The sequence below is a fragment of the Psychrobacter sp. SHUES1 genome (assembly GCF_001652315.1).
Lineage (GTDB): Bacteria > Pseudomonadota > Gammaproteobacteria > Pseudomonadales > Moraxellaceae > Psychrobacter > Psychrobacter faecalis.
This window is the reverse complement of sequence record NZ_LXWA01000049.1, coordinates 1-22,263: the sequence shown is the minus strand read 5'-3', so window position 1 is coordinate 22,263 and position 22,263 is coordinate 1. Positions and strand designations below refer to the sequence as shown.

At 46.2% G+C, this 22,263-nt stretch carries 17 protein-coding genes and 1 pseudogene; 17 read left to right on the top strand and 1 reads right to left on the bottom strand.

Annotated elements, in window-relative coordinates; translation table 11 throughout:
* The first annotated feature begins 236 nt into the window (after nucleotides 1-236).
* The 5 genes from A7325_RS06585 (at nucleotide 237) to A7325_RS06565 (ending at nucleotide 6,713) form a co-directional block, all read left to right on the top strand.
* Complete coding sequence (locus A7325_RS06585) at nucleotides 237-983, top strand: ABC transporter permease (RefSeq protein ID WP_068405995.1); 747 nt, start codon at nucleotides 237-239, stop codon at nucleotides 981-983.
* Nucleotides 984-995: 12 nt separating this feature from the next.
* Nucleotides 996-1,721 (top strand): ABC transporter permease, encoded by a 726-nt coding sequence (locus A7325_RS06580; protein WP_068405992.1) that lies wholly within the window; start codon nucleotides 996-998, stop codon nucleotides 1,719-1,721.
* Between the two features lie 180 nt (nucleotides 1,722-1,901).
* Nucleotides 1,902-2,531, top strand: coding sequence for a fumarylacetoacetate hydrolase family protein (locus tag A7325_RS06575; RefSeq protein WP_068406023.1), 630 nt, complete (start codon nucleotides 1,902-1,904; stop codon nucleotides 2,529-2,531).
* Nucleotides 2,532-2,811: 280 nt separating this feature from the next.
* On the top strand, nucleotides 2,812-5,013 hold the full coding sequence (locus A7325_RS06570; RefSeq protein WP_068405989.1) for a PhoX family protein: 2,202 nt from the start codon (nucleotides 2,812-2,814) through the stop codon (nucleotides 5,011-5,013).
* Nucleotides 5,014-5,243: 230 nt separating this feature from the next.
* The gene (locus tag A7325_RS06565; RefSeq protein ID WP_068405986.1) at nucleotides 5,244-6,713 is read left to right on the top strand and encodes an esterase/lipase family protein; all 1,470 of its coding nucleotides are present in this window, start codon (nucleotides 5,244-5,246) and stop codon (nucleotides 6,711-6,713) included.
* Nucleotides 6,714-6,823: 110 nt separating this feature from the next.
* On the opposite strand, the gene A7325_RS06560 is transcribed toward A7325_RS06565, so the two are convergent.
* On the bottom strand, nucleotides 6,824-7,801 hold the full coding sequence (locus A7325_RS06560; RefSeq protein WP_068405983.1) for an Hsp33 family molecular chaperone HslO: 978 nt from the start codon (nucleotides 7,799-7,801) through the stop codon (nucleotides 6,824-6,826).
* A 316-nt stretch (nucleotides 7,802-8,117) separates the two neighbouring features.
* Between A7325_RS06560 and A7325_RS06555 the strand changes: the two genes are divergently transcribed.
* From A7325_RS06555 to A7325_RS13695, 12 genes and pseudogenes are all read left to right on the top strand, one after another.
* Nucleotides 8,118-9,104: a glutamate/aspartate ABC transporter substrate-binding protein gene (locus A7325_RS06555; protein ID WP_068405980.1), complete on the top strand. Its 987-nt coding sequence runs from the start codon at nucleotides 8,118-8,120 to the stop codon at nucleotides 9,102-9,104.
* Between the two features lie 93 nt (nucleotides 9,105-9,197).
* Nucleotides 9,198-9,944 (top strand): amino acid ABC transporter permease, encoded by a 747-nt coding sequence (locus A7325_RS06550; RefSeq protein ID WP_068405977.1) that lies wholly within the window; start codon nucleotides 9,198-9,200, stop codon nucleotides 9,942-9,944.
* On the top strand, nucleotides 9,941-10,612 hold the full coding sequence (locus A7325_RS06545) for an ABC transporter permease subunit (protein ID WP_068405974.1): 672 nt from the start codon (nucleotides 9,941-9,943) through the stop codon (nucleotides 10,610-10,612). Before A7325_RS06550 ends, A7325_RS06545 begins: the two co-directional genes overlap by 4 nt.
* 189 nt (nucleotides 10,613-10,801) lie before the next feature.
* Nucleotides 10,802-11,521 (top strand): amino acid ABC transporter ATP-binding protein, encoded by a 720-nt coding sequence (locus A7325_RS06540; protein WP_180952530.1) that lies wholly within the window; start codon nucleotides 10,802-10,804, stop codon nucleotides 11,519-11,521.
* Nucleotides 11,522-11,707: 186 nt separating this feature from the next.
* Entirely contained in the window at nucleotides 11,708-12,916 is a 1,209-nt protein-coding gene (locus A7325_RS06535) for an FAD-dependent oxidoreductase (protein ID WP_068405966.1), read from the top strand.
* A gap of 322 nt (nucleotides 12,917-13,238) precedes the next feature.
* Entirely contained in the window at nucleotides 13,239-14,996 is a 1,758-nt protein-coding gene (locus A7325_RS06530) for an AMP-binding protein (RefSeq protein WP_068405963.1), read from the top strand.
* Between the two features lie 65 nt (nucleotides 14,997-15,061).
* Nucleotides 15,062-16,672 carry a carboxyl transferase domain-containing protein gene (locus A7325_RS06525; protein ID WP_068405960.1) on the top strand — a complete coding sequence of 537 codons (1,611 nt, stop codon included), beginning with the start codon at nucleotides 15,062-15,064 and terminating at the stop codon, nucleotides 16,670-16,672.
* Between the two features lie 53 nt (nucleotides 16,673-16,725).
* Nucleotides 16,726-17,544: an enoyl-CoA hydratase/isomerase family protein gene (locus A7325_RS06520; RefSeq protein WP_068405957.1), complete on the top strand. Its 819-nt coding sequence runs from the start codon at nucleotides 16,726-16,728 to the stop codon at nucleotides 17,542-17,544.
* Between the two features lie 56 nt (nucleotides 17,545-17,600).
* A complete protein-coding gene (locus A7325_RS06515) occupies nucleotides 17,601-19,712 on the top strand; it encodes an acetyl/propionyl/methylcrotonyl-CoA carboxylase subunit alpha (protein WP_068405954.1) in 2,112 nt (703 codons plus the stop codon).
* A gap of 36 nt (nucleotides 19,713-19,748) precedes the next feature.
* Nucleotides 19,749-20,669, top strand: a complete 921-nt coding sequence (locus A7325_RS06510; RefSeq protein WP_068405952.1) for a hydroxymethylglutaryl-CoA lyase — start codon at nucleotides 19,749-19,751, stop codon at nucleotides 20,667-20,669.
* 189 nt (nucleotides 20,670-20,858) lie between these two features.
* Nucleotides 20,859-22,046 (top strand): isovaleryl-CoA dehydrogenase, encoded by a 1,188-nt coding sequence (locus tag A7325_RS06505; protein ID WP_068405948.1) that lies wholly within the window; start codon nucleotides 20,859-20,861, stop codon nucleotides 22,044-22,046.
* A 113-nt stretch (nucleotides 22,047-22,159) separates the two neighbouring features.
* Nucleotides 22,160-22,263 (top strand): annotated as a pseudogene (locus A7325_RS13695) (IS982 family transposase); the annotation flags it as partial.

Below are 22,263 nucleotides of genomic sequence, written 5' to 3'. Positions count from 1 at the left end.
CGCTTTTATGCGTGAGTATTAACATAGCTGGCAGCGAATATGATAAAATCAGCGCTCATTTCTACTGTGTCAATTTCCGCCGCCGTAATCGTATGAATATCACGTCATTCTATGACGCAAAAAACCGCCATCTATGCGGTTGGTCATACGACTATTCGCAGCGCTCAGCTATTGATGCTGATTCTTTTAACTCATATTTTGCAACTTGCTAATATAAAGAGACTGAGTGGATAATTGTGTTTGATTTACAAGGATTTGGCGCGCTATTACTAAGCGGCGCTACCGTCACTATAAAGCTTGCGCTGACCAGTTTGGTCATCGGTATGGCGCTAGGCTTGCTTGGCGCGACGGCCAAGATGTCCAATGTCTGGCTGCTACGTAAGCTTGCGACGGTCTATACTGCCACGATGCGCGGCATCCCTGAGCTGTTATTAGTGCTGTTTATTTATTACGGCGGCTCGATATTGCTCATGAGCATCCTCAAAAAGTTCGGCTATAACGATTATATCGAGATTAGCGCGTTTTGGGGCGGGGTGATGGCGTTATCGATTGCCTTTGGTGCTTACGCGACCGAAATTTTTCGTATGTCCATTCAAGAGATTCCGGTAGGGCAAAGAGAAGCGGCGCAAGCGATTGGCATGCGACCTTTTCAGACTTTTTATCGTATTACCTTGCCGCAAGTTTGGCAGATTGCGCTGCCAGGTCTCGGCAATTTGTTTTTGGTATTGCTCAAAGATACCGCCTTGGTGTCAGTCGTCGGTCTAAAAGATATCATGTATCAATCGTCGCGCGCGGCGCAGTCGACACAGCAGCCGTTTACCTTTTATATGGCCGCGGCGATTATTTATTTGGGTCTGACCATGTTGATTACCGGTTTTATGATGTGGCTTGAGTGGCGCGCCAATCCGGCGGCGCGTTATGCTAAAAAGCTCAGCCGTCAAACCCACCATCAAACCACTCAAAGTCAATCGACCATAGGGTAGAGGAGAGATACTATGGATTGGAATTGGCAGGTCATTTTTGACCATATCCCTGATTTAATGAGTGGGGCGGTATTGACTGTCCAGCTCGTTGTATTCTCGGGTATTATTGGGTTGTTTTTTGGTCTGATTTTGGCATTACTGCGCCTGTCTAAAAATTGGCTGGTGCAAGTTTTACCATTTTTATATATCTTCTTTTTCCGTGGCACGCCGCTACTGGTACAGATATTTTTGATTTATTATGGGCTTGGGCAGTTCGAAGCGGTACGTAACTCGTTCTTATGGGAGCCAGTACTTAGCCAAGCTTACTGGTGTGCCATCATCGCCTTTACCCTTAATACCAGCGCCTATTTGGCAGAGATTATTCGCGGTGCAATCCAAAATATTCCTGTGGGCGAGCTTGAAGCCGCCGATGCCATTGGCATGTCAAAATGGCAGAAACTAACGCGTATTACCTTACCGCGCGCTTTTGGTATTGTGATTCCTGCCTACAGTAATGAAGTTATTTTTATGCTAAAGGGAAGCGCGCTGGCATCCACCATTGCTTTGATGGATATCACGGGTGTTGCTCGTACGATTAGTGCGCGCACTTATACCTTGATGGAATTGTTCTTTGCGGCCGGTGTCGTTTATCTGCTGCTATCGTGGGTGATTTTATTTAGCTTTAGATTGTTTGAAAAACGTATGAATCGTCACGCCAGCTATGTGCCGCCAGACGTGGTTACCAATACCATTCCTTAAAAGTAGGCACAGCAAAATAAAAAAGCTATAGTGGTCATAAATGTCAAAAACATGCCGTAAGGAAACTGTATGAGCTCATCGCCCCATATGTCCATCGCCAACGCTATTATTGGTAATGTGAAAGATACTGCTGGCACCACTGATACCAATAGTGATACCAGCATTGATAATAGCGAACGTCTGCGTACTTCTATCGGTAAAATCGTCTGCGTCGGGCGCAACTATGCGGCGCATGCGCAGGAGTTGGGCAATGAAGTGCCTAGCGCGCCGATGCTATTTATGAAGCCTGCCTCTTCGGTGGTATCTCTCCGTCAAGGCATTGAGCGGCCAAACCCTGCCATCTTTGGTGAAACCCACTATGAAGCTGAGCTTTGTATTCAGCTGGCAACAGACTTATCAAAAGCCACGCTTGCAGAGGCGAAACAAGCTATTGGTGGCGTGACATTAGGGCTTGATTTGACCTTGCGTGAGCTACAAACTGAGCTGAAAGAAAAAGGTCATCCTTGGGAGCGCGCCAAGTGCTTTGATGGCGCTTGTGTGCTTGCTGACTGGCTCGATGCAAATGCCTTTGGTGACTTCAGAAACGTCCATTATCAGCTGAATATTAATAACGAACTTAAGCAAGACGGCGATAGTGCCTTGATGCTATTTCCCGTTTATGAGTTATTGGTTAATATCAGTCATGCTTTTAGTTTGCAAGCGGGCGACGTCATTATGACCGGGACGCCAAGCGGCGTTGGCGCTTTACATGCGGGCGATGTGTTGACTTTAAAACTAGGCGCTCATCAGTGGCAGACAGAGGTTAAATAAGTTTTTATCACAGCTATCACCTATTAATCTGTAAAGGCATTAATGCTTAACGCTATCAAAAAATCCCAAGTGAACGCTTGGGATTTTTTTGGTTTATCAGTGGTGATAGTCATTTATCCTAAGCTTATCATTAAATAACTATCAAATCGGCATTTGGTTTTCAACGTACTGTCATAAACACTCAGTAGAATTAGGCATAATTCGTATTTTGGTGATTGCAATTACAAGACTGCAATCAACTCTCTCATGCCAATCAAGCCTAACAGCAAGGTGACTGATAATGACATTATTGAATAACAAACAACCGCTTGCCCATGAAGTCGTTGAAGATTCTAATCCGAGCAACAATATTGATTTTCAAACCATTATTAGTCGCCGTTTAAATCGGCGTAGTATCCTAAAAGGTGGCACAGGATTGACAGCGGCGGCGTTTTTTGGAGCGCTACCTTTAGTTGGCTGTAGCGACGATAACGATAGTATTCCTACCAAAAATAATGGCAATGATGCTGCTATCCCTGCACAAGGTGATCTCAAGCGTCCCGAAACTTTGAAGTTTACCGCAGTGGCGCATTCGACTGCCGAAACCATGAGCGTGGCGGCAGGCTATAAGGCTGAGATGATACTGCCTCTAGGCACGCCGCTGATATCTGGCATTGATGATTGGAAAGACAATCGCGAGCAGTCAGCTGAATCATTCGAATGGCGTATGGGTGATAACCATGATGGCATGTGGTTCTTTGGCAAAAAGGGCACTGCCTATGATGCCAAAGCATCAGAGAATGGACTACTGGTCATGAATCATGAATACGTCAATAGCAGCGAGCTGAGCCCATTTGGTTACCATGTGATCCAAGATAAAAATGCTGCGCCAATCTTCCAAAATCGTCGACTTGCAAGCGACGTACGTCGTGAGGTCAATTGTCATGGGGTAGCGGTGGTCGAGATGAAACGCCGCGCCGATGGCATGGGCTACGAGATGGTCTCCAATTCAAAATACAATCGCCGTATCACCAGCAGTACAACCACGCAATTAGCAGGTCCTGTTGCGGGCTCTGATTTGGTCAAGACCAAGTTTGACCCAACAGGCTTTCAAACTCGCGGTATCAATAACAATTGCGGCGCAGGCTTATCGCCATGGGGCACCTATCTGACCACCGAAGAGAATTTTTTAGGGGTGTTTGCCCGTGGGCAAGATGCCAGTCAGCTGAGCGCAGGACAAAATTATGGTCGCGAGCGCTATGGCGCAACGGAAAATTTCTCTGGCTTTGAATATCTTTGGCACACCCCTGATGCCAAAGATGCCAAGATCGTAGACGAGTTTTCACGCTGGGATATGACTGCTACTAGTGCTAGCGCTACTGACGATTATCGAAATGGTTTTAATACCTTTGGTTATATCACCGAAATTGATCCTTTTGATCAAAATTCCATGCCCCAAAAGCGCACGGCACTGGGACGTTTTGCTCATGAAAACTGTGCTTATGCTCCCGTTGAACAAGGCAAACCGGTGGTGTTTTATATGGGCGATGATGCTCGCGGTGAATATATTTATAAATTCGTCTCTAAAGCCACATGGTCAAATGCTGATATCGGTGGTGGATTAAAAGCGGGTGACAAGTATTTGAATGAGGGCACGCTCTATGTTGCCATTTTTAATGAAAATGGTCGCGGGGAATGGAAAGCGTTGATTCATGGTCAAAATGGACTGGATGCTTTGAACAGCGAGTTGCCTTTTCATGGACAAGATGAGGTATTGGTCTTTGCTCGCGCGGCAGCAGATGCAGTCGGTGCAACCAAAATGGATCGACCAGAATGGGTATCGGTCAGCCCGATAACGGGTGAAGTGTATGTGACTTTGACCAATAATAAATATCGTGGTGTACGAGATGATCAGCCAGTGTCGGCGTCCAATCCGCGCAGCTATAATACTGGCGGCAAAGCGCGTGGCAATGACAACGGCCATATCATTCGCTGGGCAGAAGCGGGCGGTGATCATGCGGCAACCAGTTTTGACTGGGACATTTATTTATTTGCTGCACCGAATGATTTAGTAGCAGAAAATTTATCGCAATTAAATGACAGTAATGATTTTTCTTCTCCCGATGGCTTATACTTCGATCCACGCGGCGTTTTATGGATTCAAACAGACGACGGCGCTTATACCGATACCAGCAGCTGTATGTTACTGGCAGCGCTACCGGGTAATGTAAGCGATGGCGCCATTCAAACCACGTCAGTAGGGCAACAAACCCGAGTCGGTATGCCTGCCAGCAATGATAACATCAAACGATTTTTTGTCGGTCCGGAGGGATGTGAAGTCACAGGTATCACGATGACGCCAGACTTTAAAACCTTGTTTATTAATATTCAGCATCCGGGTAATACATGGGGAGCAGTGGCTGGCGGTAGTACCCCGCGCTCAGCGACAGTTATGATTACACGCGAAGATGGTGACGTCATACTGGCAGAATCCTTTGTCTAGTTAACTATTTGCATTAGTAATGATACGTCTGAACAAACATAAAAATCCTAAGTCATGGCTTTAGGATTTTTGTGTTGTAGGCGATAGCTACTAATGGGTAAGTTTCGATATTTTATAGTTCCCTGTTTTTTTAACCATAAAAATACCTGATAGTTAAATCATTTTCTTCTGTTTATGGCATTTACAGGCTAGTATGGCAATTACCCTTAATCGCTTGCTGTAGCAACACTATGCCCAATCCAAGACCTATAGAAACCATACACGATTTATTTGCGACCACTCGGCGTCCCTCTGATGGTGAATTGAGCGCAAAAGCAGACTTTCAAGACGATGTCTATGAAGCGCTAGCAGAACTTGACTATATTTATGTCGATGAGCTGATCGCCAAAAATGTCGATAACAGTGTGATAAAACCGCATCAACCAATCTCTTTGGTGGATTTTTTTGAAGGCTTGGCGCAGCTTGCTACTATGGGTGTCGTGGAAGTAACGGATATTGTCGAAGCTATCCACCGTGAGATTTTGCTGCGTCCTTTGGGGCGGTTTAATAATGGTAATCTTGAGCACTGGCAGCGCGGTATCACCGGGCGCATTTATGGTACGGTGCGTCAAGCGATGCAATTGGTCGGCAACAATATTGCCATAGGGCTACGTTTGTATAACACGGTTTTAAAACCCAAAAAAATACAACCACTGCCTTTAAACTTACGGCGTATGGTCAATATCCTAAATGGCGTGATGGGCGACCACCTTGTCACTCATGACAATCCGTTGGCCGTGTCGATGATGCTATACGATAAAGACAATTATGTGCAAAGTGGCGCACTATCGGGGCGAGTAATTGTTTTGTGTCATGGGCTTTGTTTGAGTCATTTAAGCTGGCAAGTTGCGGGCGAAAATAATCTCGGTGCTATGCTGACCCACAAGTTGCCAGACAGTACAGTTTTATATTTGAACTATAATACCGGTCGGCGTATCTCCAGTAATGGGCGTAGCTTTGCTAAAGTCTTGCAAGATTTGGTCGAAAGCAATCCAGACATTACCCAGCTTGATTTAATCGGCCATAGTATGGGCGGCCTGCTGAGCCGTAGCGCACTGTTTTATGGTAAAGAGCAGGGATTCAGCTGGGTTGAGCGTGTGGGTAATTTGGTGACTTTAGGTACACCGCATCATGGCGCAAGTTTGGAGCAGATTGGCAATTTTGTGCAATATAAAATCGCTAAGCTGCCTTTTGCTGGGTCATTGGCGAAACTGGGCGACTTACGTAGCGCTGGTATTATCGATTTGCGTTATGGCAGTATTCGCGATGCCGATTGGAAATCTTTAGAGGAGCGCAGCGTGCTACCGGCAGAGTTTCGTCATCCGACGCGCCTACCGCTGCACGTCAATACTTATCTGGTCGCAGCGGCGTTGATTGAAACCCATTATGAAAATAAAACCACCAGCTTATTGGGTGATGGGCTGGTGTCAGTAGAGTCGGCGCTTGGCGAATATACTGAAGAGCACACATTGAGCGTACCTGAGGGTCATAAGGCGATATTTTATGGCGTCAATCATATGAATTTAACTTATAACGATCGGGTGCTTGCGCAAGTGATTTCTTGGTTATCAGCCAATAGATTAGGCGACGCGCATGACGCCAAATATGGGCTTGATAGCCGTATCTATTCTTATCCGATAGATTACGAGGTCGAGATTTAAGGTGTTAACACTATGAATGTTATTATCAATAAAATTATAAAAACGAAAAACCCTCAAGCATGACACTTGAGGGTTTTAAATTTTAGGGACGGTAGAAAACAGATAAGAAGCTATTCAGCGAAAATAGCCGCTACATCGTCTTTATCAAATTTGTAGACCTCACCGCAAAATCCGCAGTCCATCTCAAACGTACCGCCTTGTTCGTCCACGATATCTAACGCTTCGGTTTCACCGATTTGCTCAATTGCCATCTCACACTTCTCGCGTGAGCAGGTGCAGCCAAACGATAACGCTACAGGCTCAGGGGCAACGACTTTTTCTTCGTTATATAAACGGTACAGGATTTCATTGGCATCAAGCGTGGTCAGCTCTTCTGCTTTTAGCGTACGCGTGAGCACACTTAAGCGCGTCCACAAGTCATCATCGATCCCTGCGTCTTGGTTTTGCTCGACTTCATAGGTCTCGGCTGCGGTACGAGGTAGCATTTGCACCAAGATACCACCGGCTTGCAAACCATCGGATGCCAGATTAATCAGCGTTGGAATCTGCGCCGATTGTTTTTGATAATGCGCTAAGCAATCAGCTAAGTTGTCATGGCCACGCTCAACGATACCTTGATACGGCTCGCCGCCATCAGGCTGAATATTGATAAATAACACGCCTTGACCAGCAGCGCCGAGCTCAGCAAAGGCGTCTTTGGCATGGATCATATTTTCCCACGCTTGCACTTGCTCGTCGGTGTCATTTTTCCAGCTGGCAAGGGCGCGAATGATACCGTCTTGGTCGCATTCTGCCATTGCCCAATTGAGCAAGCTGTCGCTATCTGATGATTGTAATTGAATCGATAAGCGACCATTAATTTTAACGGTACTGATCAACAAGCTTGCCGCCGTCAGCATCTCACCTAATAAGCGCTTAATGGCTTCAGGATAAGCTTTCTGGGCAATTGTCGTCGCATAGCTGCGCGATAGGCGCACCACATCGCCGCGCACCGGTGAGTCTTCGATAAAAAAGCGTTGGCGTACGTCATTATCGCGGTGGCTGCTCGCTTGTTGATTAATATTTGGGACTTGAGTATCTTGGGTCATAGGTCATAACTAGTATTAAGAAGTTGTTAACTTTATGGGGATTAATGGTTATTTATCAATCATAGCGGTTTAGTTATTGGCGTAATTTAAATGATTGTTAAACGAAATCTGTAAAATATCAGTCGCATTAAAAAAAGTTTACCCGCATCGTGCAAATTGTTGTACAGTAACATTAAGTTGCATAGTGATAACTTAAAGCAACAGCATGGATGCATGACGGAAAAGTCAACCAAGGGCTTATATAAAGTCAAATAATGGCGCAAATACCGTCAAAGTCCCCCCTAGTTTGTATAAATGTGATAAAAGGATGTATCTCATGACCTACTTAATCTCAAAACCTCTAACGTTGGTTGCCTTTATGGCACTTGGCCTAGCAGGCTGTAACAATAGCAATCAAACCAACACCGAAGCGCCGCCAGCAGATGGCACAGCGACAACGACAGAAGCGGCAGAAAATACCAACGGTACGCTACAAAAGATCAAAGAATCGGGCACTATCGTGGTCGGTCACCGAGACTCTTCTATTCCCTTTTCTTACATCGCTGATGACCCAAATCAGCCGATTGGCTATGCGCACGATTTAGAAATGAAAGTGGTCGATGCGGTAAAAGAAAAGCTTAATATGCCGGATTTAAAAATTCGTTATAACTTGATTACTTCGCAAACGCGTATTCCGCTGGTGCAAAACGGCACGGTTGATTTTGAATGTGGCTCAACCACCAATAACGAAGAGCGCCAAAAACAAGTGGCCTTCTCAAACGGTTTCTTTGAAATTGGTACGCGTTTATTGACCAAAAAAGACTCAGGTATTCAAGATTTTGAAGACCTAAAAGGTAAAACTTTGGTCACGACTGCTGGTACGACCTCAGAGCGTTATATTCGTGAATACAATGATAAAAATAAAATGGACATCAATGTCATCTCGGCAAAAGACCATGGCGAAGCTTTCCTTATGCTAGAAAACGGCCGTGCCGATGCCTTTATGATGGATGATGTACTACTTGCCGGTGAAAAAGCCAAAGCCAAAAATCCAGATGAATGGGTGATTGTTGGTACGCCGCAATCGTCTGAGATTTATGGTTGTATGATGCGTAAAGACGATCCTGAATTTAAAGCGGTGGTCGATGAAGCGCTTGCCAATGTCTTTAGCTCAGGCGAGATTAATAGCATTTATGATAAGTGGTTTACCAACCCAATTCCGCCAAAAAACGTCAATCTAAACTTTGAGATGTCAGACAATCTAAAAGCTTTGATTGCCAATCCACACGATAGCGCACAGCCAAAAGAAGCAACCGCTCAGTAATTTTTGTCCCTCAACATAGCTTGCTGACGCGCCCAGACTGCTGTTTATAAGTCTGGCGCGTTGGCTTTTTACTCATGGCTTGGAGTGACAATCATGAATTATAGCTGGAACTGGGGTGTGCTCTTTGAGCAAACCGGTATCGGTAATGAGCTTTACCTGCATTGGATGGTGACCGGTCTTGGCTGGCTGCTATTGATTGGCAGTATCGCTTGGGCGATTGCCATGGTGATTGGTACTATTTTGGGCATCATGCGCACCTTGCCAAATAAAGCGGCGCGTAGTATTGGTACCGCTTATGTGACATTTTTTCGTAATATTCCTCTTCTTGTACAATTATTCTTTTGGTTTTATATCGCCCCCGGTTGGCTGACGCCCGCACTACAAGAGTGGTGGTATAAAGACTTATCGCCTAATACCTCAGCCATGCTGTCCGCCAGTATGGGTTTGGGATTATTTACCGCCGCGCGTATTGTTGAGCAGGTGCGTACCGGTATCGAGTCCTTACCTGAAGGGCAAATCAATGCTGCTTACGCGCTCGGCTTTACGATTCCGCAGGCGTATAAAGAAGTGCTACTACCGCAGGCATTTCGTGTTATTTTGCCACCGCTAAGCTCGGAGCTCACCAACTGCTTTAAAAACGCGTCGGTAGCGTCGCTGGTCGGGGTGATGGAGCTGATTAGCCAAACCAAAACCATCAGTGAATATACCCAAAACAGCCTCGAGATTTACACTTATGCGACCATTATTTATCTGGTTTTTAATCTGTCGTTAATTGCCATTATGGGACTGATTGAGCGTAAATTGCGTGTGCCTGGGCTGATTGCAGGGAGTCAAAAATGAATATGATGACCGAACTTGCAACGGCGTATCCGGGCTTGATGGGCGGTATGCTGACCACCTTAAAAGTATTGTTTCTCGCTATCTTAGGCGGTATTAGCTTAGGCACGGTATTGGCTTTAATGCGCTTGTCCGGCATCAAAGCGCTAGAAATTCCTGCCAAATTATACGTCAATTATTTTCGTTCTGTGCCGTTGCTATTGGTATTGCTGTGGTTTTATTTTGCCGTGCCGATGATGTACTTTTGGATAGCCGGTAAATATTTACAGCTCGATACCGCGTTTACCTCGTGTGTTGTTGCCTTTATGATGTTTGAAGCGGCGTACTTCTCAGAGGTGGTGCGCGCAGGTATCCAATCTATCGGTAGCGGGCAAGTGAATGCCGCAAAGGCACTTGGCATGACTTATGGGCAAACCATGCGTTTGGTGATTTTGCCGCAAGCTTTTCGCAAGATGTTACCGCTGATTTTGCAGCAATGTATTATTTTATTCCAAGATACGACGCTGGTTTTTGCCATTGGGTTGACGGATTTTTTCCGCGCCGCTTACGTCCGTGGTGAGCTGATGGGCTTACTGACGCCTTATATTTTAGGCGCCGGAGCTGTTTATTTTATTATCAGCTTAAGTGCCTCTATAGGCGTGCAGCAATTGCAAAAACGCTTGAGGTTTTAATTTAAATTTGGCGCAGTATTTTACTATTAAGACTTTCATTTAATAATGATGAAAAAAAGTGGTTAGGAGCCAGTGATGAATGAGCCAGTGATAAATGAGCTAGGGATAAACAATGCTGACACCTATATAAATGAATTTGGCGGACTGGTCACCGACAATGGTCATGCGAGCGCTGAGATAGTCATCAAAATGACTGACGTTAGCAAATGGTATGGTGATTTTCAGGTATTAACTGACTGTACTGCTCACGTGCATAAAGGCGATGTCGTTGTCGTTTGTGGGCCATCGGGCAGTGGCAAATCGACGCTTATTAAAACTGTTAATGGGCTTGAGCCGTTTCAAAAGGGCGATATCATGGTCAATGGTATCTCAGTTGGCGCGGCAAAAACCAATTTACCCAAACTGCGTAGTAGCGTCGGCATGGTATTTCAGCATTTTGAGCTGTTTCCGCATTTGACCATTATCGATAACTTAACGGTCGCGCAAATCAAAGTACTGGGCCGTAAAGAAGACGACGCTAAGAAAAAAGGCATGGCCTATCTTGACCGTGTGGGCTTAAGTGCGCAAGCGCCGAAATACCCCGCCGAGCTATCAGGCGGACAGCAGCAGCGGGTAGCGATTGCGCGTGCTTTGGCGATGGATCCGGTTGCGATGCTATTTGACGAGCCAACTTCCGCACTTGACCCAGAGATGATTCAAGAAGTGCTCGATGTGATGGTCGAGCTGACTCGTGATGGTATGACCATGATGTGCGTAACCCATGAGATGGGCTTTGCCAGTCAGGTGGCCAATCGAATTATTTTTATGGATGAAGGCCATATCGTCGAAAACTGTAGTAAGGATGAGTTTTTTGAAGGCGCAAAAAGTGAGCGCGCGCAGCTGTTTTTATCAAAGATTCTTAATCATTGAAATTCAGTACGGTGTTTTAAGTATCTATCAAAGCGTCTTTAATAAAGGCGCTTTTTTATGTCTTTTACTTTTTGTTCATTACTCTCAGCTTACAAGTGTTCCCTGTTTGCTGCTACAATAGGCGCCATCAGTTTTTAATCCTATTCCAAATTCATAACAAATAATAGATAGTGTTTCGGAGTCATTATGAGTGTAGAAAATCAATCGGCAGGTATTGTTATTATTGGCGCAGGCTTGGCAGGCTGGCACGTTGTCGATGCCATTCGCACAAAAGATAAAGACATTCCCATCACCTTAATCACGGCTGATAATGGCGACCGTTATCATAAACCTATGCTAACAATGGCAATTAGCCAACAGAAAAATGCTGCGGACTTGGTACGTGCAACAGGTAGCGATGCGGCAAAGGCGGCAAATATTAATTTGCTTGCCAATACGCAAGTGACCGATATTGACCCTGCTAGCCAAACAGTACAACTTATCTCAGCACTGCGCTCGGACCCTGTGTATACCAATTACGCCACTATTAGCTATGACAAACTGGTGCTGGCGATGGGCGCCCATCCTATTTTTCCAAAAAGTCTGCCCGAGGATTTGGTTTGGCATGTCAATCATATCGAGCGTTTTGGACAGCTGCAAGAAAAGCTCGCAGTGGGCAGTCAGCGTGTTGCCATCGTTGGCGCTGGTATGGTCGGGACGGAAATTGCTGAGGACTTATTAAAAGCGGGTCATGAAGTGACGTTGATTGATTTAAATAACGCGCCGCTCTCGCAAATGCTACCACCACAAGCGACCGCACGTATTGCTAAAGCAGTACAATCGCAAGGGATTCGCTTTTTAGGCGGTTATCAAGTATCCAATATTACGCGTCATGATGATGGCACATTGCAAGTCAGCTATGCGCCAGTATCAGCTACCGACAGCGATGCGGCGCAGCAGCCAGAGCCGTTAGTGGTTGATCATGTGATTGCTAGTACGGGTCTGACGGTTGATGATAAATTACCAACCGCTGCTGGGGTTGAGTTCAATCGCCGCACCGGTATCGTGGTCGATGCCACCACATTACGTACCCATGCGTCCAATGTGTATGCGATTGGCGATTGTATGTCGATCAACGGCGTTGCCTGTCGTTATGTAGCGCCGTTACGTGCGCAGGCAGCGACGATTGCTGATGATATTTTGGGCCACGAGCACAGCGGTTATGATCATAAGCCGCCGATGATTCGCTTAAAAAATAAAGCCATTTCGGTGATGGTCACTGGCGTACCGCAAGCTGCTGGTAATTGGCAAGTGACTACTGAAACGGATGATGAGCTTGTTATGGACTTGCTTGATGATAGCAATGCCGTCACTGCGACGGTAACGATTAAAGCGCCGCCTATGGTTAAGTCTTAATCAACGCTTAACCGTTGCAAGTTTAACTTTTAGCTTTAATTACTAGTCTTAGTTTTTCTCAAGAGCCAGCCGTGTAACAAATACGTAGCTGGCTTTTTTACCTATAATAACCGCGTGATTTTATGCTATCTTTTACTGGGTAATACTTTTTATTAATTAATTTAAATGATACATAATGTATTACTATGATTGACAGCCTTCGATTTAAGGCGGTATAGTAGCTCATGCTTGTTAAGACCTGTTCAAGGAAAAAAGAATAGGAGCAAGCGAAAAATTAGCACCATTCAGGCGTGCTGTAAAAAGTAAAACGAAAGGACTCGTTATGACTCAAGTTTCTGACTTCGATAGCATTCTAAATAATATTCCCACCGTAAATATGGGCGCGCGCTCGGCAAATGCGCCGCTTACTCAAAGCTATGATAAAGGCCCCGATGTACCGCTGATTGAAGCGACCATCGGCGATTTTTTTGATGCTATTGTCTCCAAATATCCTGAGCGTGAAGCGCTGGTCGTCCGTCATCAAAATATCCGCTGGACATATCGCGAGCTACAACAGCAGGTCAATCAATTAGCCAGCAGTATGATTGAAATGGGGCTTGAGATTGGTGACCGCATCGGTATCTGGTCGCACAACAATGCTGAGTGGCTGCTGATGCAATTAGCGACCGCAAAAGTTGGCGTTATCCTCGTTAATATCAACCCTGCCTATCGTACCTTTGAGCTGCAATATGCGTTAAATAAACTTGGCTGCTCAGCACTCGTCCTTATGCGCCATTTTAAAAGCAGTGATTATGCGCAGCTGATTCGTGAGCTGTGTCCTGAGATTTATCATAAAGATTACACCCAATTGGATTTGGTTGAGATTCCAACCATTGAACGTATTATTTGGATTGATGAGCCAGACTCTGATGAAGAGTTTAACTTTATGCAGAAGTTTTCGGCATGGATGGCGGAAGGCGATGCCAATGATCCACGCGTCGCCGAGCGTCAAGCGCAGCTTAAAAACACCGACGCGATTAATGTGCAATTTACCAGCGGCACAACAGGTACACCAAAAGGTGCGACCTTAAGCCACCGTAATATTTTAAATAACGGCTATTTTATCGGTGAGGCCATGAATCTCACTGAGGAAGATAGACTGTGTATTCCTGTGCCTTTATATCATTGCTTTGGTATGGTGCTTGGAAACTTAGCGATTTTGACCCATGGCGGTTGTATCATTTATCCGAACGATGGTTTTGAGCCATTGTCCGTCTTGCAAGCGGTTGAAGAAGAGAAATGTACGGCTTTGCATGGCGTACCGACGATGTTTATCGCCGAGCTTGACCATCCTGAATTTGATAAATTTGATTTATCGACCTTGCGGACTGGCATTATGGCCGGCTCTAGCTGCCCGATTGAGGTCATGCGTCGCGTCATCGATAAGATGCACATGAAAGAGGTTACCATTGCTTACGGCATGACGGAGACCAGTCCGGTTTCTTGTCAGACCAATGAGCATACGCCATTAGAGAAACAAGTATCAACGGTTGGGCTTGTGCAGCCTGCGCTTGAAGTCAAAGTCGTCGATACCGAAACGGGCGAGATTGTACCTTTAGGGGAAACCGGCGAGCTGCTAACGCGTGGTTATTCGGTGATGAAAGGCTATTGGGGCAGTCGCTTTAAAACTCGTGAAGCGATACAAGACGGCTGGATGCATACCGGTGATTTGGCGACGATGGATGAAGACGGCTATGTCAAAATCGTTGGGCGTAGTAAAGATATGGTCATTCGCGGCGGTGAAAATATTTACCCAGTTGAGATCGAAAACTATCTGTATCGCCATCCGAAAATTCGTGACGTTCAAGTCGTCGGTATCCCAGATAAGCGTTATGGAGAAGTGCTTGCCGCTTTGATCATATCAAAAGAGCCGGGCTGCCTAACCGAAGATGAAGTGCGCCAATTCTGTAGCGAGCATATCGCCCATTATAAAGTGCCGACTTATTATCGCTTTGTGACTGAATATCCGATGACTATCACCGGTAAAATTCAAAAGTATAAAATTATCGAGCAGATGAAGGCGGAGCTAGGAATAGAGTAGTCAAAAAATCGGTCAAGATTTTAAGAAGTTATTGAATAATAAACACAAGTATAAAAAGGGATATCATGAGCGCTATCATAACCAGTAAACTGAGTCCGAACGCTGCCGATTTTCAGCAAAACCGTGCCGCCATGCAAGAAATAGTCGATGACTTATATCTGCACCTGCGTAAAGTCGCTCAAGGTGGTTCAGAGCGCGCGCGTGCCAAGCATTTAGCGCGTGGCAAACTGCTACCTCGTGAGCGTGTTGAGCGCCTGCTCGATGTCGGTACGCCATTTTTAGAAGTCGCACCAATGGCAGCGCATGATATGTATGGCGAAGAGATTCCAGCGGCGGGCGTGATTGCCGGTATCGGCCGTATCAACGGCACTGAGTGTATGATCGTCTGTAATGATGCCACCGTAAAAGGCGGCACTTACTATCCGATGACGGTCAAAAAGCATCTGCGCGCGCAAGAAATCGCCCAAGAAAACAACTTACCTTGCGTGTATTTGGTCGATTCAGGCGGCGCAAACTTACCCAATCAAGACGAAGTATTCCCTGATAAAGATGACTTTGGTCGTATCTTTTTTAACCAAGCAAATCTGAGTGCGGCTGGTATTCCGCAAATCGCCGTGGTGATGGGCAGCTGTACTGCAGGCGGCGCTTATGTGCCCGCGATGAGTGACGAATCTATCATTGTCAAAGATCAAGGCACTATCTTTTTGGGTGGCCCGCCACTGGTAAAAGCAGCGACTGGTGAAGAGGTCACCGCTGAAGACTTGGGCGGCGGTGATGTGCATACGCGTCTGTCAGGGGTGGTCGATCATTTGGCGCAGAACGATACCCATGCGTTATCAATTGCGCGTAATATCGTTAGCCACTTAAATCGCCCTGCTAAGCAAATCCCCAATCAAATCAAACCGCGTCCACCACGCTATGATGCCAAAGAGTTATACGGCATCATTCCAACCGATAAGCGCAAACCTTTTGATATCAAAGAAATCATCGCTCGTATCGTCGATGATAGTGAGTTTGATGAATTTAAAGCACGTTTTGGCACGACGCTGGTTTGCGGTTTTGCCCATATCGAAGGTATGCCAGTAGGTATTATCGCCAATAATGGAATTCTTTTTAGTGAATCAGCACAAAAAGGCACGCATTTTATCGAGCTATGCTGTAAACGTAAAATTCCTTTGGTGTTTTTGCAAAATATCACTGGATTTATGGTTGGTCGCAAATACGAAAACGAAGGTATTGCCCGTCATGGCGCCAAAATGGTGATGGCGGTTGCCAACGCGAAAGTGCCGAAATTTACCGTCATCGTTGGCGGCTCATTTGGTGCTGGTAACTACGGCATGTGTGGCCGCGCTTATAGTCCGCGTTTTTTGTGGATGTGGCCAAACGCGCGTATCTCGGTGATGGGCGGCGAGCAAGCGGCGTCGGTACTGGCAACCGTCAAGCGTGATAATTTTGACCGTAAAGGTGAAGAGTGGAGTAGCGAGGACGAAGCAGCATTTAAAGCGCCGATTCTTGAGATGTACGAAGAGCAAGGTCACCCTTATTATGCGACAGCACGTCTTTGGGATGATGGGGTGATTGATCCTGCCGATACGCGTCATGTATTAGCGTTAGGGCTTAGCGCTGCCTATAACGCCCCGATTGAAGAGACGACCTTTGGTGTGTTTAGAATGTAGCATTAAATGGAATATGGGCAAGCATTTCACGTATATAAAAAATAGAGAAGGTTATGAAAAAAAATAATGACAAAAATTCTGAGAATTATAACAGCCTACTGGTTAAAGTAGAGCAGCACGTCGCGACGGTGACGTTAAATCGTCCTGAGATACGTAATGCCTTTAACGACGAAATGATTGCCGAGCTGACTGAGGTTTTCTCCACGCTTGGCGCTGATGATAATGTCCGTGTGGTTGTGCTAGCGGCGGCGGGCAAAGCGTTTTGCGCTGGTGCTGACCTTAATTGGATGCGGGCGATGGCAGATTATAGCTATGAAGAAAATCTTGCCGATGCTGATAAACTGGCGCAAATGCTCAAAACTATCTATGAATGTCCAAAACCAACCGTTGCTGCGATTCAAGGCGATGTCTATGCAGGCGGTATGGGTCTAGTCGCCGTCTGTGATATAGCGATTGCGGTTAAGATTGCCAATTTTTGCTTAAGCGAAGTACGTCTGGGATTAGCGCCTGCCACCATTAGTCCGTATGTCGTAAGAGCATTAGGGACTAGAGCGTCGCATCGCTACTTTTTAAGTGCAGAGGTGTTCGATGCCAAAAAGGCGCGGCAGCTTGGCTTTATCCATGAGCGCGTTAGTGAAGAATCACTTAACGACACAGTCGCAGCCTTATGCGCCAAGATGGTTAATAATAGCCCCAATGCGGTCAAGACTTGCAAGCGTTTATTGCACGAAGTCGCAGGTGCACCGATTACCGATGAGCTTGTTGCTGATACCGTTAAAGGTATCGCTGATATTCGCTCATCAGCGCAAGGAAAGGAAGGCGTACAGGCATTTTTGCACAAGCGTAAGCCTGATTGGTTAACGACAGAATAGTAGCAAAAAACGATAGTCAAACCGATAAATAAAAACGATAAGTTACAGGGATAGTTATGTTTTCTAAAATTCTAATCGCAAACCGTGGTGAAATTGCTTGCCGTGTTGCTGCGACTGCCAAGCGTATGGGTGTTCGTACCGTCGCTGTTTATTCTGATGCCGACCGCGGCGCCAAGCACGTTGCTGTCTGTGACGAAGCGGTTTATTTGGGTGGTTCAGCGCCAAAAGACAGCTATCTTAAAGGCGATGCGATTATTGCGATTGCCCTCGATGTTGGCGCCCAAGCAATCCATCCAGGCTATGGTTTTTTAAGTGAAAATGCCGACTTTGCTCAGGCTTGTCAGGACGCAGGTTTGATGTTTATTGGCCCATCTGCCGACGCGATTCGGGCGATGGGCGGCAAGTCTGAGTCCAAGCGTTTGATGGAAGCGGCTGGTGTACCTTTGATACCGGGTTACCATGGCGACAATCAAGATGCAGAATTCTTACAACAGCAAGCAGACAGTATCGGTTATCCCGTCTTAATTAAAGCCAGCGCAGGCGGCGGCGGTAAAGGCATGCGTATTGTAGAAAATAGCAGCGATTTTATTGACTTACTAGATTCTTGCCGCCGCGAAGCGATTACCAGTTTTGGTGACGACCAAGTACTCATTGAAAAATATGCCCTAAAACCTCGCCATATCGAAATTCAAGTATTTGGCGATATGCATGGCAATTATGTGCATTTGTTTGAGCGAGATTGCTCGGTACAGCGCCGCCACCAAAAGGTATTAGAGGAAGCGCCAGCACCCGGTGTTGACGCTGCCATGCGTGAAGCGATGGGAACAGCGGCAATCGAAGCGGCGCGTGCGGTCAATTATTTTGGTGCAGGTACGGTTGAATTTATCGTTGAGCAGCGCGAAGGGGCGATGAATTTCTATTTTATGGAGATGAATACCCGCCTGCAAGTGGAGCATCCAGTTAGTGAAGCGATTTCGGGTGTCGATTTGGTTGAATGGCAACTGTTGGTTGCAGCAGGTAAGCCGTTACCGAAAAAGCAAAACGAGCTGGTGATTAATGGGCATGCGATTGAAGCGCGTATCTGCGCTGAAAATCCTGACAATGGCTTTTTGCCAGCGACGGGTACTTTATTTACCTATCAAAAGCCTGAGCACAGTACCTTTAACATTACCGATGTACGTATCGACGATGGCGTGCGCGAAGGCGATGTGATTAGCCCGTTTTACGATTCGATGATTGCGAAGCTTATCGTCCATGCGCCGACTCGCGAGCAAGCGTTGGCGAAACTCGACCGCGCACTCGCTCAAACGCGTATCGTTGGTTTGCCAAATAACGTGGCATTTTTGCGCTATATCCTTAATACTGAGTCGTTTAGCCAAGCCAATCTTGATACGGCGCTTATCGAGCGTGAGGCGGACGAGCTGTTTAATCAGCATCCGCTTGATTTATCGACGCTGGTCGTGACTGCCATTACGCAGCAGCTTGCTAGTGAAGGCGCAGCACAAGGGTCAGACATCGATCCATTCAGTAAGCCGACTGGTTTCCGTGCTTATAGTGATTATACGCGCTCGTTTAGCTTGGTTTATGATGAGCAGGCGTACCAAGCACGTATTAGCAACTGGCACAATGCAAATAGTGCGGAAAGTAAAAAAGGGGCTGAAAATAGCAGCAGCTTTACCCTAGTGATTGAAAAAGAAATCGCAAGTAACGAAGAAAAAACCAATGCCAATGTCGCCGCCCAGACAGAAAAAGTCTATGAAAGTGAAATTAACTATGCCAGTACTGACGCGCACAATCATACCTTATGGTTAGATGGCGCCCGTATCAGCGCCCAAAGCTGGACAAATAACGAGACCACTTATGTCTTTACCGATGGCGGGCGTGATGAGATTACGCTGATTGATATCATGGCACATGTCGGTGAAGAGTCTGCGGCGGTCGGTAGCTTAAAATCACCAATGCCAGGACAAGTCGTCGCCTTCAAAGTCGCTGTTGGCGATAGTGTGAAAAAAGGCGAGCCACTTGCCGTTATCGAAGCGATGAAAATTGAACATACGATTACCGCACCGACGGATGGGGTGGTAGCAGAGTTATTATTTGCCGCGGGCGATTTGGTTGCCGATGGCGACGAGCTACTACGTATCGATACTGAAGCTAGCGAAGCTTAAGAACTGAAGTATAAGAACAATGAAAGGATAATAACCATGAGCCATTCGTACCCAGACCACGTCAGAATCGTTGATGTTAGTCCACGTGATGGCCTGCAAAATGAGTCCATGACGGTACCGACTGCAGTTAAGCAAACGCTGATCGATGATTTAATTGCAGCTGGTGTCAAAAAGCTCGAGGCGACCAGTTTTGTTTCGCCAAAATGGGTGCCGCAAATGGGTGATAATAGCGCGCTACTTGACGCGATAGCGCCTACACGTCAGACGGAGGTGTGCTACTCAGTCCTAGTGCCCAATATGCGTGGCTTTGAAAATGCTATTGTCCATCGTCCTGATGAAATCGTCATTTTCGGTTCAGCCAGTGAAACCTTTAGCCAAAAAAACATCAACTGTAGTATTGACGAAAGCATTGAGCGTTTTGCGCCCGTTGCCGCTGCGGCAAAAGCGCAGGGTATCAAAGTACGCGGCGTCATCTCTTGCACAGTCGGTTGCCCTTATGAAGGCGAGATTGCTCCTAGCCAAGTGGCTTATGTGACCAAGCGTTTGGTTGAGATTGGCGCTGAGAAGATTGGTATTGCCGATACGATTGGGGTTGGTACACCTCTAAAAGTACAGCGCGCCCTGCAAGCCGCTTTAGAATACGCTGGTATCAGCATGCTATCAGGACATTTTCATGATACTTATGGTCAAGCCGTCAGTAACACTTTAGCCGCCTTACAGATGGGCGTTAGTGAGTTTGATACCTCAGTCGCTGGACTTGGCGGTTGTCCGTATGCCAAAGGCGCAACCGGCAATGTCGCCACCGAAGATGTCGTCTATATGCTACACGGCATGGGTATCAGTACGGGTATTGATTTGGATAAATTGGTCGTGGCTGGCGAGCGTATCAGTGGATTCTTGGGTCGCCGCAATGGTTCAAGCGTGGCGCGTGCGTTGATTAATAAACGTCAGTCTTAACTAAAAAATAAAGCCAGTCATAAGCTAAATGAATAGAAATAAATGAATAGATAGCTGGTATAAATTTTTGAAGCCTCTGGAGTGACGCAGTCGCACAGCAAGCGATAAAAATTTGTACCAGCTATATGGTCTCTTTTTAAATGGATCTAAATTTTTAAGAAATTAAACATCAAAATACAAGGAACGGCTATGAGTTTACCTGGATTAAATTTTCAGCTTGGCGAAGATATCGACGCCTTACGTGATGTGGTACAGCAGTTTGCAGCGAAAGAAATTGCCCCGCGTGCAAGCGAAATCGACAGCAGCGATGAGTTCCCAATGGATTTATGGCAAAAAATGGGCGAGCTCGGTCTGCATGGCATTACCGTTCCAGAAGAGTACGGCGGATCTGACATGGGTTATGTCGCTCATATGGTGGCGATGGAAGAGATTAGCCGAGCCTCTGCTTCTGTGGCGCTCAGCTACGGGGCGCATTCTAACCTGTGTATCAACCAAATCAAACGTAATGGTTCAGAGGAACAAAAGCAAAAATATCTGCCCAAGCTGATTAGTGGTGAATTCATTGGCGCATTAGCGATGAGTGAGCCGGGCGCTGGTTCAGACGTAGTGAGTATGAAGCTTAAAGCCGAAGAAAAAGGCGGACATTATGTGCTAAACGGTAGCAAAATGTGGATTACCAATGGCCCAGATGCTGACGTCATGGTGGTTTATGCCAAAACCAATCCAGAGCTTGGCGCAAAAGGTATGACCGCATTTATCGTTGAAAAAGGCATGAAGGGCTTTGGCACGGCACAAAAGCTCGATAAGCTTGGCATGCGCGGTAGTCATACCGGTGAGATGACTTTTGATAATGTTGAAGTGCCCAAAGAAAATATCTTGGGCGGCGTTGGTGAAGGCGTCAAAGTACTGATGAGCGGGCTTGATTATGAGCGCGCGGTACTCGCCGCAGGTCCTATCGGTATCATGCAAGCGGTGATGGATAACGTTGTGCCTTATATTCATGATCGCAAGCAGTTTGGGCAAGCAATTGGTGAATTTCAGCTTATCCAAGGTAAAGTCGCCGATATGTATACCATCCTGCAAGCGGGACGCAGCTTCTTATATACGGTCGGTAAAAATCTCGATATGCTCGATCAACGCGGCGCCGGTCATAGCCGCGAAGTACGTAAAGATTGCGCCAGCGTGATTTTATGGTGTGCGGAAAAAGCCACGTGGATGGCAGGCGAGGGCATCCAAATCTTTGGCGGTAACGGCTATACCAATGAATATCCACTTGGTCGCTACTGGCGTGATGCCAAGCTGTATGAAATCGGCGCGGGCACCAGTGAAATTCGTCGTATGCTAATCGGCCGTGAGCTATTTAACGAGACTAAGTAGAAATTATAGAATGTTCTTTATATAACCCCACTCTCAACTTCGAAAGTGATTGAAAAAAGAAGAGCACCTCACTAATCTATTGTTTTCGACCAAGAATACAATGGAGTTGTGAGATGCCCATAGACGAATTTATCATCAATATCTATTTAATGGTAGAGCAATATTACAAAATAGTCGTCACCAAACCCTTGCGAAGTGCAGGTTACGCGCCAAAGCT

Bases quoted from the DNA above. Each gene is read 5' to 3' on its own strand.
- A7325_RS06505 (WP_068405948.1), top strand. From the start codon at position 20,859: ATGAGTTTACCTGGATTAAATTTTCAGCTTGGCGAAGATATCGACGCC.
- A7325_RS06565 (WP_068405986.1), top strand. From the start codon at position 5,244: ATGCCCAATCCAAGACCTATAGAAACCATACACGATTTATTTGCGACC.
- A7325_RS06525 (WP_068405960.1), top strand. From the start codon at position 15,062: ATGAGCGCTATCATAACCAGTAAACTGAGTCCGAACGCTGCCGATTTT.
- A7325_RS06570 (WP_068405989.1), top strand. From the start codon at position 2,812: ATGACATTATTGAATAACAAACAACCGCTTGCCCATGAAGTCGTTGAA.
- A7325_RS06535 (WP_068405966.1), top strand. From the start codon at position 11,708: ATGAGTGTAGAAAATCAATCGGCAGGTATTGTTATTATTGGCGCAGGC.
- A7325_RS06540 (WP_180952530.1), top strand. From the start codon at position 10,802: ATGACTGACGTTAGCAAATGGTATGGTGATTTTCAGGTATTAACTGAC.
- A7325_RS06545 (WP_068405974.1), top strand. From the start codon at position 9,941: ATGAATATGATGACCGAACTTGCAACGGCGTATCCGGGCTTGATGGGC.
- A7325_RS06555 (WP_068405980.1), top strand. From the start codon at position 8,118: ATGACCTACTTAATCTCAAAACCTCTAACGTTGGTTGCCTTTATGGCA.
- A7325_RS06560 (WP_068405983.1), bottom strand. From the start codon at position 7,801: ATGACCCAAGATACTCAAGTCCCAAATATTAATCAACAAGCGAGCAGC.
- A7325_RS06510 (WP_068405952.1), top strand. From the start codon at position 19,749: ATGAGCCATTCGTACCCAGACCACGTCAGAATCGTTGATGTTAGTCCA.
- A7325_RS06520 (WP_068405957.1), top strand. From the start codon at position 16,726: ATGAAAAAAAATAATGACAAAAATTCTGAGAATTATAACAGCCTACTG.
- A7325_RS06530 (WP_068405963.1), top strand. From the start codon at position 13,239: ATGACTCAAGTTTCTGACTTCGATAGCATTCTAAATAATATTCCCACC.
- A7325_RS06515 (WP_068405954.1), top strand. From the start codon at position 17,601: ATGTTTTCTAAAATTCTAATCGCAAACCGTGGTGAAATTGCTTGCCGT.
- A7325_RS06580 (WP_068405992.1), top strand. From the start codon at position 996: ATGGATTGGAATTGGCAGGTCATTTTTGACCATATCCCTGATTTAATG.
- A7325_RS06550 (WP_068405977.1), top strand. From the start codon at position 9,198: ATGAATTATAGCTGGAACTGGGGTGTGCTCTTTGAGCAAACCGGTATC.